At 36.6% G+C, this 12,382-nt stretch carries 10 protein-coding genes; 6 read left to right on the top strand and 4 right to left on the bottom strand.

Going from position 1 to position 12,382, the window contains the following annotated elements; all coding sequences use genetic code 11:
- Window positions 1-13: 13 nt before the first annotated feature.
- Entirely contained in the window at window positions 14-979 is a 966-nt protein-coding gene (gene tsf / locus BUB91_RS10805; protein WP_073099259.1) for a translation elongation factor Ts, read from the top strand.
- Window positions 980-1,617: 638 nt separating this feature from the next.
- Here the strand turns inward: tsf and BUB91_RS21485 are convergent.
- From BUB91_RS21485 to BUB91_RS10785, 4 genes are all read right to left on the bottom strand, one after another.
- Window positions 1,618-1,743 (bottom strand): hypothetical protein, encoded by a 126-nt coding sequence (locus BUB91_RS21485; protein ID WP_262490544.1) that lies wholly within the window; start codon window positions 1,741-1,743, stop codon window positions 1,618-1,620.
- 11 nt (window positions 1,744-1,754) lie between these two features.
- On the bottom strand, window positions 1,755-2,273 hold the full coding sequence (locus tag BUB91_RS10795) for a hypothetical protein (protein ID WP_128759408.1): 519 nt from the start codon (window positions 2,271-2,273) through the stop codon (window positions 1,755-1,757).
- Between the two features lie 67 nt (window positions 2,274-2,340).
- Window positions 2,341-3,024 (bottom strand): hypothetical protein, encoded by a 684-nt coding sequence (locus BUB91_RS10790; RefSeq protein WP_128759409.1) that lies wholly within the window; start codon window positions 3,022-3,024, stop codon window positions 2,341-2,343.
- Window positions 2,987-4,453, bottom strand: coding sequence for a hypothetical protein (locus BUB91_RS10785; RefSeq protein ID WP_073099255.1), 1,467 nt, complete (start codon window positions 4,451-4,453; stop codon window positions 2,987-2,989). The genes BUB91_RS10790 and BUB91_RS10785 overlap by 38 nt, the downstream gene beginning before the upstream one ends.
- A 114-nt stretch (window positions 4,454-4,567) precedes the next feature.
- Here BUB91_RS10785 and pyrH point away from each other — a divergent pair, with 114 nt between their 5' ends.
- The 5 genes from pyrH to asnS all read left to right on the top strand — a co-directional run bounded on the left by pyrH (window position 4,568) and on the right by asnS (window position 12,304).
- Complete coding sequence (gene pyrH, locus BUB91_RS10780) at window positions 4,568-5,275, top strand: UMP kinase (protein WP_073099254.1); 708 nt, start codon at window positions 4,568-4,570, stop codon at window positions 5,273-5,275.
- A 139-nt stretch (window positions 5,276-5,414) separates the two neighbouring features.
- Complete coding sequence (gene frr / locus BUB91_RS10775) at window positions 5,415-5,978, top strand: ribosome recycling factor (protein WP_073099253.1); 564 nt, start codon at window positions 5,415-5,417, stop codon at window positions 5,976-5,978.
- Window positions 5,979-6,008: 30 nt separating this feature from the next.
- A complete protein-coding gene (locus BUB91_RS10770) occupies window positions 6,009-8,207 on the top strand; it encodes a DUF5686 family protein (protein ID WP_241652687.1) in 2,199 nt (732 codons plus the stop codon).
- Between the two features lie 135 nt (window positions 8,208-8,342).
- On the top strand, window positions 8,343-10,751 hold the full coding sequence (locus BUB91_RS10765; RefSeq protein WP_073099252.1) for an efflux RND transporter permease subunit: 2,409 nt from the start codon (window positions 8,343-8,345) through the stop codon (window positions 10,749-10,751).
- Between the two features lie 113 nt (window positions 10,752-10,864).
- Complete coding sequence (gene asnS / locus BUB91_RS10760) at window positions 10,865-12,304, top strand: asparagine--tRNA ligase (RefSeq protein ID WP_128759410.1); 1,440 nt, start codon at window positions 10,865-10,867, stop codon at window positions 12,302-12,304.
- Window positions 12,305-12,382 lie beyond the last annotated feature (78 nt).

Raw genomic sequence — 12,382 nt, 5'->3', positions numbered from 1 at the left:
AAACGTATTTAAAATGGCAAAAATAACAGCCGCAGATGTAAATAAACTTAGAAAGGCTACCGGTGCAGGTATGATGGATTGTAAAAATGCACTTGTAGAAGCTGAGGGCGATTTTGACAAAGCAGTAGGAGTTCTTCGTAAAAAAGGACAGAAAATTGCAGAAAAGAGAGCAGACCGTGACTCTAGTGAAGGAGTTGTAGTAGCAAAAATCAATGATGCTAACAACAGAGGTGTTGTGTTTTCATTGAATTGTGAAACCGATTTCGTTGCTAAAAACGATTCTTACGTTGAGTTAGCTAATGAGCTTGGTGATGTTGCTTTAAATTACAATTCTAAAGATGAATTTTTAGCTGCAGATTTCCAAGGAATGACTGTTGCTGAAAAATTAATCGAGCAAACTGGTGTAATTGGTGAGAAATTAGAAATAGGTGGTTTTGAAGTGTTAGAAGCTCCATTTGTAGGTGCTTATGTACACGGTAACAAAATTGGGGCATTAACCGGTTTATCTAAAGCGGACGATGCTTCAGAAGAAGTTGCTAAAGCTGTTTCTATGCAGGTTGCTTCAATGGGAGCAACTACTTTATCTTATAAAGATTTTGATCCTGAATTTGTAGCTTCAGAAACTGATGCTCGTATTGCGGCTATAGAAAAAGAAAATATTGAGTTAGGTCGTTTAGGTAAAACTAAAAAGAACGTTCCTCAATTCATCTCTATGTCTCAGCTAACTCCAGAAGTTTTGGCTCAGGCAGAAGCAGCTATCAAAGAAGAATTAAAAGCTGAAGGAAAACCTGAGAAAATCTGGGATCGTATTGTTCCTGGTAAACTAGAGCGTTTCGTTGCAGATAATACAACTCTTGATAATGAGAAAGCATTATTAGACCAAGTATTCATTATGGACGAAAGCACTAACGTTGCAAAATATGTTGCAAGTAAAGGTGATTTTGAAGTAGTAGGATTTAAGCGTGTGAGCTTAGCTTAATTCGGTTAAACGAACATATTGATTGAGAAAGGTTGCCGTAATGGGCAGCCTTTTTTTGGTTTATCAATATCTAAAAACATACCTCTTCATCTTTTACTAATATTGAAAAAGGATTTATTTTAATTTCTTCCTTGAGCTTAGACATTCTCTGACGGTTTTATCCTATAACGTATGGCCTAAGTAGTCGCCGTAAAATCATTAGAAAACGTGCTAACATTAGTATTAAGCAAAGAGTCATTATTTTGTTTCAATCCATTTGCTGGATTTCGAGATGTTAATGTAGGCTCTTGGAAATGTAGATCTCATTTGTGGATGTGTTAATTCCATAAATACATTATTATCTAGTTTCCACACTGTAGATAGTACAGATTTATCAAAGAAATCACACTTTTTCGGAATTATGACTGCACTACCGCTTGTGGCGCCGTTAGGTAATTTTGTTTCCGAGGATTTAACTATTTCACCTATACAAAAACTTGCATCCGGTTTGCCAAATATCTTGATAAATTTATTTCTATAATTCATTTTAAGAATGATCTCTTTTATTCGAAACTTTACACTTATAATTTTATTATCCGAGTCAACTTGGCAACGAAACTCTTCGATTTTTTCATCTAAAAAAAAACTCATCCTCAGATCTAAAAAAAAAGCCTGATTCCTGAATTAATATTCTCGTCTGAAGGTTTTACTTCTTCATAATGATTCAATGTTTCAAGGTTCTTACCAATTAAAGCTTCAGGCATATTTTCAGTTAATCTGTTCATTACTATTAAATCTATTCAACCTCTAATAGATCGTTGGTTTGAGAAAATTTTACACCTAATCTAGGAAATGTAGCATATTCAGTAAAAGGATGTGTCACTTGCAAATACAAATTATCTTTTAATTTCCAGACGGAATAGACTACATCATCAGCATTACAATCGCATTTTTCTTTTGAAAATATTTTACTCTCAGTGACAACACCTTCTGCAGAATGATGTTCTGAAGATTCTTTGAGTTCGCCGAAAGAAAAACATACTTCGGGTTTGTCAAACTCTTTATTGAAAATATACAAATAATTAGGGTTGTCAAGTATTTGGTAAATCGCAAAACTTACTTCAGTTATAAGGTCATTTTTATCTGTTTTTATAAGCAGTGAATTAATGTCTTCGTCGAGAAAACTTAAGTCTGTTTTTGCATAAAAATTTTTTACTTCAAGTTTTTGATTCGCTTCAGAATATTCCCTTTGTTCATAGTTAGGTAGAATACTGATGTGTTTTCCTATTAGGTCTTGTGGATTTTGTATTGACATATTGAAAACGAATAATAAAAAAGCAATCATGATTGATATTCGCCTGAAAGTGGATAATTTCCAAATTTTACAATTTCAGAAAATTGATTATTTGATCACCATCTTTTAATTTAACTTGATTGTTATTTTGTTCTAAAATTTCATATTTAGTAGTCTCATATTTTATTGTTGTAGGAGTAATAGGTTCTTCTGGTAAATAAACAGTAATTTCATAATTAAGCTGTGTGTTAATATTTAAGGAATAGTTTCCACAACATACGTTCGAAACTATTATTGTTTGATATCCTTCTTCTTTTTCAAAATTTAAAACAGCATTTCCCTCATCATTAGTTAAAGTTCCACGTTTGCCTTTTGGATCAAATACTGAGACATTAAAGAGTTTTCTTTTTCTTTGATCAAAGACGGTTACTTTCACCTTGATTGAATCTAAAGAATTGTAATAGGTCTTGTATTTGTGGAAAGTATTTACTTGGAGTTCAGTTAAATCATAGTCTAATATCAGAGAATCATTTTTTATTAGATAATGCCCTTTACCATATACATCATCTCCCAAACTTGCACCTGAGTGGTATTCAAATGTTCCGTTTTTAGAAAATTCAAAATAATTATATGCTTCCTGATTAGGTGCTAAACTACTGTAAATCCCTTCCAAAACGTTTTGACAATGTAGTTGCTGACAAAAGCAAATGACTACTAATGACATTAAAATTGATTTAATCACACTCGGTTCCTTTTGCATCATTATTTCCATTTGATTCATTTAGTACTATATCAGCAATTTTTTGTCTTTCATTTGAGTCAGGTACTAATGCTTTGAACGTATCAGTTTCAGCAGCAATATTACCATTACTGTCAACTTGAAACATGCCTCCATATGCCATTGCTTTGTAATAGTCCCAGCCTAGAGTTCCTCCTGTACCGTAGTTCTTATCCCATTCGTAAATTGAGTATGCCATAGCTTCAACATATCGACCCATAAAATTATGATGAAATGTATTGCTTCCAATAGAATAGCCATTGTCAACCGCGTATCTTTCAATTTTTTGTCTAAATGAAAAACTACTAAACTCTATAACATTTGAATATAATGCGTTTATGTATGCGTGTACCATTTCATGAATAATTGTTCTCGAAATAGATAATTGAGTTGCAGTCGTTAGATAGTTATTCCCAATAGTTATAGTAGCTCCAACAGTATTGGCATTTGAAATCCCAGTATTACCATTCTGTATTATTAAATTAGTGTTTGGACTATCATTGAATAATTTAAGAATCGCTTCCGAAAAATTTAAATTTTCAGGATTATTTGGTACTTGCATTTCAGGTTTTAATACGTCTGATTGAAAAATACCGTTTTCTAGTTCAGTGAAAATTTGATAAGCGCAAGGATCCGTTAGTTGATTATCAATTTTATCTTCTACAATGGGTTGGAGATACCCTCCGCCACCACCTCCAGGGCCATAATCCCAAGAAGGTCCCGTATTAGTAGTACTACCCTGGCCGCCACCTCCTGTCTCAGGATCTAACATCAGCCACATGATAGGCGCCTGATTGTTTGAGGGAGATGGAACTGTTATTATCACTTCATCAAGTTCACAATACCAGCAATCGCTAAAGGGACATTCTTGACATTCATTTTGATAATATCGCGTGCTTTTTGTTTGCCAAAAGTGTTTTGAATAATCTGGATTTTGATAATAAAATGTCTCTAATCCATTAACAATTTTTTTTCCAGTAATAAAATTGCCGTCAAGATCAGTGATGAATAGGTCTCCAGAAAAACTAGCACTACTAGAATTATTTTCAGAGATAAGAGAGACTACAACACTTCTCAAGGTGTCGTTGATAGTCAAGGCGAGAATGCGGGAACTTACGTTGCTGTGCTTGTTTACAGCAGGTATAACCGCAATTCTCTGATTCGTGTTTGTTAGGGTTTCATAATGAAGGTTATTAAAAGAATAGGATACAAATGAATTTTCTAGATTTTTGTCTTTTGACTTAAATTCACGTTTCAAATAGCTGGCAATAGCTGAGGGTTCGGGGGTTTTAAAGTTGGTTTGAGGTTGATCTGTGGAGTTTAGTAATTCTGGTTTTGTTGTATCAAAGTCATCCTGTGAGCAACTTAATAAGAAAACAGAAAGAAATAATATAAAGATTAGTTGAGTAGAGAATTGTTTCATAGAGAATTGTTTCTTAAATATAAATCAAATATTTGAAAGGCATATGCTAACAAATAGTTTCTTCTTTTTCTCAAACGCCATTTAAGCTTATATTTGTCAAAATTTTTCTACGCCATGCAATACAAACGTATTCTACTTAAATTATCAGGAGAAGCATTAATGGGTAAACGCCAGTATGGTATTGACCCGGACAGACTCGCAGAATATGCAGAAGAAATCAAACAAGTTCTAGATAAAGGCGTAGAAGTTGCCATAGTAATTGGTGGTGGAAACATTTTTAGAGGTGTTGCAGGGGCCAGCCGTGGGATGGATCGCGTTCAAGGAGATCATATGGGGATGTTAGCAACCGTGATTAATGGTCTTGCTTTACAAAGTGCTTTAGAGGAAGCCGGTATTCAAACCAGATTACAGAGCGCTGTCAAGATCAATGAAGTTGCAGAGCCCTTTATTCGCAGAAGAGCAATCAGACACCTTGAAAAAGGACGTGTGGTTATTTTTGGTGGTGGTACGGGTAATCCTTATTTTACTACAGATTCTGCTGCTGTACTTCGTGCTATTGAGATTCATGCAGATGTTATTTTAAAAGGAACCCGGGTAGATGGTATTTATACCAGTGATCCGGAAAAAGACAGTAAAGCGGTGAAGTTTGATTTCATCAGTTTTGAAGATGTGCTTCAGAAAGGTCTAAAAGTGATGGATACGACTGCTTTCACGCTAAGCCAAGAGAATGAATTGCCTATTATTGTTTTTGATATGAACAAACAAGGAAATTTACTCAAGGTTGTTGAAGGTGAAAATATAGGTACTACGGTAAATTTATAAGTTGCCGATTACCGAGCTTAACAGCTCAAAAGCTTACTGAGAAATTAAATAATGTTTCAATTTAATTTCTGGTGGGCTTTCCCAAAGAGAATTTACTATTTTTGACTGGTTTCCAGAAATCTTAGAATTTAATAAAGCTATGAACGAAGACATTCAATTTATATTAGACGGGACAGAAGAGGCAATGCAAAATGCACTTACCCATCTTAAAAAACAATTTGCAAATATACGTGCCGGTAAAGCGAGTCCGGCTATGCTAGGGAGTGTTATGGTTGATTATTACGGAAGTTTAACGCCTTTAGCTCAGGTAGCGAATGTGAATACTCCTGACGGTAGAACCATTTCTATCCAGCCTTGGGAGAAAGCGATGATTCATGAGATTGAGAAAGCTATTATGAATGCTAATCTTGGTTTTAACCCTATGAATAATGGAGAGAGTGTTATTATTAACGTTCCGCCACTTACAGAAGAACGTCGTAAAGATTTGGTTAAGCAAGCTAAAGCGGAAGCTGAAGATGCAAAAGTAGGTGTGCGTAATGATCGTAAAAATGCAAACAACGAAATTAAGAAGTTAGAAAAAGACGGACTTGCTGAAGATTTATGTCGCAATGCAGAAGTGGACGTTCAGGATTTGACTGATGCGCACATTAAGAAAATAGATGATATTCTTGCAGTTAAAGAAAAAGAAATACTTACGGTTTAATTCACGTTAAACTCATGCTAAGAGCGACCCATGGGTCGCTTTTTTTATAGTATTTTTAGAGACTTAAGTTCTTCTTTTATAATGGCTAAACCACTTATTTTCTGTTTGTTTTTGCTTTTTTTGATGCAAAATGCCGCGATAGCGCAGCAAAAAAGTATCGATGTGGATTCGTTGATGCAACTAGCCATAGATCGTGCAGATCAGAACAATCCTCAAGATGTACTAGATCATTTTAGTTATACCACTTACGAGAAAACTATAATTACAGACTCGCTAGAGCGGGAAAATAATGCGCATTCTTTTTTTACAGAAAAAGTTTCCAAGAATAATTTCAATACCTATCACGGTTTTAAAGAAGAGGTTTTGGGCTTTAATATGGCGGGGTTCAAAGAGCCGCGTTATGAGGTTTTGGGCATAACCTTACAGTCTCGATCTTTTTATGATGAAGACTTCGTAATATTTAATTATCGTTACGCCGGGCCGCTTTCTTCCCGTGGTCTAAATAACTATAATTACGAATTTGTAGGAGATACTACGATTTTAGACAGAAAGGGCTATGCTGTCGCTTTTTATCCTGAACGACCTAAAACTATTCCCGGTTTAGAAGGTATTTTGTATTTAGATGTTGAGAGCTTAGCGATTCAAAAAGTTCATATCGGAATAAACGATGAACTGGTTGCGCGTATTGAACAAGAGTATGAATATCTTCCGGAAGTTGAAGTTTATATGCCTAGAGCTAGTAAACTTTATATTGAAAAAGGAGAAAGTTCAAAACGTCTTTCGCTTTTTAGAGGAAAAGTTTCGGTGGGAACGATCCAGAATAATCCGGTTAAAGAGGCTATCGAGGGACGCTATTTGTTGTTGACTTCATATAATACCAACTTTAATCTTTCCAAAGGAGAAAAACTGGAGCATCCTAAGCTTGCGATTGAAGTTATGGAAGGTGCAGATGAAAAATCTGAAGATTTCTGGACGCGTTACCGCAATCAAGCGCTTACAGAGCGAGATCTTAATAGTTTTGATTATTTGGATACTATTGTTGAAACTGAAAATATAGAGCGTCGTTTGGCGGTTATCAATAATTTTGGAATCGGATATTACACGGTTGATTTCTTTGATTTTGATTTAACGTATCCATTAAAATATAACAATTACGAAGGCTTGCGCCTGGGGATTGGTGGAGTTACTAATGCTGATTTTTCGAAGAATTTTAGAGTTGAAGGCTATACTGCTTATGGTTTTAGGGATAAGGTTTTAAAATATGGTATTGGCGGTGGTGTTTTACTGAATGAATCTCACGGGGCGTGGTTGAGCTTGAGTTATAATGATGATCTGCAAGAAACCGGAAGTTTTAATTATTTAACTGACCGCCGCGTATACTCGCTGTTTGAGCCACGTTTGGTAAATATCACCCAGTTTTTTGATTACCAAACTTTTAGACTGAATCAGGAATATCAGATAACGCCTAAAATTCTTTCTGAATTTCAATTTGCGAAGACTAATGTATTGCAAACCGAAGCCTACCGTTTTGTGTTGGGGGATGAGTCGTATAGTGAATATGATATCACCGAAGCTACTTTTGGAGTGCGATGGAGTCCGTCAAGTAAATTTATGCGTTCAGAAAAGGGGACAGTTGAGATTTACGATGGGTATCCTAAAGTAACCGCTCAGATCTCAAAAGGAATTTCCGGCTTGTTTAACGGGGATTTTGATTTTACGCGTGTGGGCGCAAAATTCTATTATCAGGTAGAGCGCCTTAATAAATCTACTACCGAGTTTTTGATAGAAGGGAAAATGGCTTTTGGTGATGTGCCGTTGACACACTTGTTTCATGCTTATCCTAATGCGCCCACTAAACAAACAATTATGCAGCGTTTTTCGGTGGCGGGTGTAAACAGCTTTGAGACGATGTATTTTGGCGAGTTCTTTTCAGATAGGCTTGCAACGCTTCAAATCAAACATCACTTAAGACCGTTTAATTTAGGTGAAAAATTTAAACCTGAACTGGTGTTTATTTCGCGTTATGCGATTGGTGATATTTCTGATATAGCGAGACATCAGGATGTGACTTTTGGGAAATTGAACAAAGGCTTTATGGAAAGTGGTTTTGAAATCAATAAGATTTTATTTGGTTTTGGTACCAGTCTTACCTACCGCTACGGAGCTTATCATTTGCCGAGTTTTGCAGATAATATCGCTTTCAAGTTTACGTTTAATTTACAGTTATAGCTTTTCTTTTTTTTAAATAAATTCTTCAATTGAATTTTTTGTAATGCGTTGGCTCAGGTATCAATTTTGTTTTTGATATTAGATAAAGGCTATTCGCTCACAAATGAGTACCTTTGCGCCTCTTAAATTAGGACGATGACCAAGCTATTGGGTTACGGGTTTTGGAACGGTGTAGCACGCCTCATTTTACGCAACAGACTCTTTATTCTTTTTCTGGTTGCCGGGTTTACGGTATTTCTGGGCACGCAGTGGAAATACATGCGTTTTACCTACACAGAAGCCAATTTACTGCCTGACGATCATGAGGTAAATCTGGAATACAACAAATTTTTAGACCAGTTTGGAGAAGAAGGGAATCTGGTGGTTTTTGGGATCAAAGATGCTACGCTTTTTACTCCGGAAATTCTCAACAAATGGAATGCGCTTTCTGATAGTATCAACAGTTTTGATGCTGTTGCGCTTTCAGTTTCTTTAAAAGATCTCAAGCTTTTTGAAAAGAAAGAAGACCCTAAGCGTTTTGACCTCAAACCTTTTATTGACGGAAAAGTAAATACAAAGTCTCAGGCAGATGCGCTGAAGAAAAAACTATTTACAGATCTGCCATTTTACGAGGGGCTTATTTATAACAAAGAAACCGGTACCGTTCGCAGTGCTGTCTACCTCAAAAAAGCTATTGTTAATACCGCTGCGCGTAGAGATTTTATCGTAGCAGATCTCATACCGCTCATTGATAAATTTGAAGAAGAAACGGGAATTACCGTACACACTAGCGGAATGCCTTATATAAGAACTTTGAACAGTGCGACCATAATCAGTGAAATTGGCTGGTTTGTTGGTGGTGCGCTTGTGGTAACTTCGGTGATTTTCTTTTTCTTTTTCCGTTCTTACAGAGCGACGTTTATCTCTATGATTACGGTGGTGGTAGGAGTGATGTGGTCTTTCGGATTTTTAGGATTGTTGGGATACGAGATTACAGTTTTAACCGCGTTAATTCCACCATTAATTATTGTGATCGGGATTCCTAACTGTATCTTTTTGATTAATAAATATCAGCAGGAATACAAAAATCACGGTAATAAAATTAAGGCTTTGCAACGGGTGATTACCAAAGTAGGTAACGCAACCCTAATGACTAATATCACAACCGCATCCGGGTTTGCGACGTTTATTTTGACGCAAAGTTCGTTGCTGAAAGAATTTGGTATAGTAGCCTCTATAAATATTCTGGCGATTTTTCTACTGAGCTTGTTGATTATCCCAATCATATACAGCTATATGTCTCCTCCAAAAGAGCGTCACCTGAAACATTTAGGTAAAACCTGGATTGAGGGTTTTGTAAAATGGATTGAGCGCATGGTGCGCGATCGCCGCATCACGATTTACATCAGCACTGTGGTTTTACTTATCGTGAGTATGATAGGTATATTCAGTATTAAAGTGTCGGGTAGTTTGATTGAAGATATGCCGAAGAATACCGGTTTCTACCGAGATATAAAATTCTTTGAAAGCGAATTTGACGGTATTATGCCTCTGGAAGTTTTAATAGATACCAAGCGTCCAAAAGGCGTGATGAAGTTGCCAACGCTTAAGCGTATGGATGAGCTGGCGACCACTATTTCTGAAACTCCGGAGTTGTCAAAACCGCTTTCAATTGTGAATTTGGTAAAGTATGGGAAGCAGGCTTTTTACAATGGCAATCCGCAGTATTATCAATTACCTACATCTAACGAGCGTAACTTCATTTTACCCTATGCGCAGCGCTTTTCTACCAATGCCGGTTTGCTGGATAGTTATATAGATTCTACCGGGCAGTATGCGCGTATGACGACCTTTATGCAAGACATAGGTACAGATCGTATGGAAATCGTAGAGGATAATTTGTACAATAAAATAAATATTCTTTTCCCTAAAGAGAAGTTTGATGTGACACTTACCGGTAAAGCTTTAGTCTTTCAAAAAGGAACGAACTACCTGATAAATAACTTAATTATTAGTCTGTCTCTGGCAATTTTATTGATTGCGGTTTTTATGGCCTTTATGTTCCGTTCGGTAAAAATGATTTTGGTTTCTCTAATTCCTAATTTACTGCCATTATTAATCACAGCAGGGTTGATGGGCTTTTTAGGTGTGCCTATTAAACCTTCAACCATTTTGGTGTTTAGTATAGCTTTTGGTATTTCGGTAGATGATACGATTCACTTTTTGGCAAAATACCGTCAGGAATTACGCAGTAGTGGCTGGAAGATTAAACGTTCGGTTTATGCTTCAGTAAAAGAAGCGGGCGTGAGTATGTTTTACACTTCAATCGTGCTGTTCTTTGGGTTTTCGGTATTTATGATCAGTAGCTTTGGTGGTACTGTTGCGCTGGGAGGATTGGTTTCGGTAACTCTTATTTTTGCAATGCTTTCTAACTTGTTGTTGTTGCCGTCTTTATTGCTTTCGCTAGAAAAAAATATTGCAAATAAGGAAGATTTTAAAAAGCCTGCCATTCAGATTTTGGATGAAGCAGATGACGAGGAGGAGCTTGAGAACTTAGATGATTAAATGGGTGTTTAGCCTTTGTGTATAACAACGCTAAAAATTTATCTTTGCTCTTTACGCGAATTTAAAAAAATAAAAATTTCAATACACGCATAAGCGTTTTGATTATATAGATTATGAGAAAAACAATCGGACACATTTTAAAAGAGGAGCCCAAAGGGCACGAACTTACTGTTAAAGGCTGGGTGAGATCGTTTAGAGCCAATCGCTTTATTGCATTGAATGACGGTTCTACGATAAATAATTTACAATGTGTAGTTGATTTTGAAAATACAGATCCTGAGCTTTTAAAACGAATTACTGTAGGAGCTGCGATTGCAGTAACCGGGAATCTCGTAGAAAGTCAGGGTGGTGGTCAGGCTGTTGAAGTAGCGGTGAAAGCGGTTAAGATTCTGGGCGATGCAGATCCTGAAGAAGTGAAAAAAACCATTTTACAACCTAAGCGTCACACGCTAGAAAAATTACGCGAGCAGGCACATTTACGGGTGCGTACAAACACGTTTGGCGCAGTGATGCGTTTGCGCTCACAACTTAGTTTTGCGGTGCACCAATATTTTCAGAAAGAAGGTTTTTACTATGTGAATACGCCTATTGTTACCGGTAGTGATGCAGAAGGAGCAGGAGAGATGTTTAAGGTAACGGCTTTAGATATAAAGAATCCGCCGAAGGATGAAAACGGAAACATCGATTATAAAAAGGATTTCTTCGGAAAGGAAACCAATCTGACGGTTTCCGGTCAGTTAGAAGGGGAAACTTATGCGTTAGGTCTGGGGCAGATTTACACGTTTGGACCAACGTTTAGAGCCGAAAATTCGAATACCAGTCGTCATCTTGCAGAATTCTGGATGATCGAACCGGAAGTTGCGTTCTGCGATCTGGATATGAATATGGATCTGGCTGAAGATTTCATCAAATATGTGATACAGTATGTGATGGATAATGGTCAGGATGATTTGGAGTTTTTAGAAAACAGACTCGTACAAGAAGATAAAACCAAGCCTGAAGTAGAGCGTGCGCCAATGGCATTGCGTGAGAAACTGAAGTTTGTTTTAGAAAATAACTTTAAGCGTGTTAGCTATACTGAAGCGATAGAAATTCTTAAGAACTCTAAACCGAATAAGAAGAAGAAATTCAAATATCCTATTGAAGAATGGGGTGCAGATTTGCAAAGTGAGCACGAGCGTTTCTTGGTAGAAAAGCACTTTAAGTGTCCGGTGATCTTATTTGATTATCCTGCTAACATTAAAGCCTTTTACATGCGTTTAAATGAAGATGGTAAAACGGTACGTGCGATGGATATTCTCTTCCCGGGAATCGGTGAAATTGTAGGCGGTTCACAACGAGAAGAGCGTTTAGAAGTATTGCAAGAAAAAATGGCTGCGCTAGATATTCCTGAAGAGGAATTGTGGTGGTATTTAGATACAAGAAGATTTGGGTCTTGCGTACATAGTGGTTTTGGTCTGGGTTTTGAACGTTTGGTATTATTTGCTACCGGTATGACTAATATTAGAGACGTGATCCCTTACCCACGCTTTCCTCAAAATGCGGAGTTTTAAGAGAAATGAGTACTTAAAAATACCTAAAGGCTGTTTAGATATAGATTCTAAGCAGCCTTTTTTAGTAAAAAGCTTTAG

It is taken from the genome of Leeuwenhoekiella marinoflava DSM 3653, from assembly GCF_900129005.1.
GTDB lineage: Bacteria > Bacteroidota > Bacteroidia > Flavobacteriales > Flavobacteriaceae > Leeuwenhoekiella > Leeuwenhoekiella marinoflava.
This window is presented reverse-complemented; position numbering and strand designations above follow the sequence as displayed.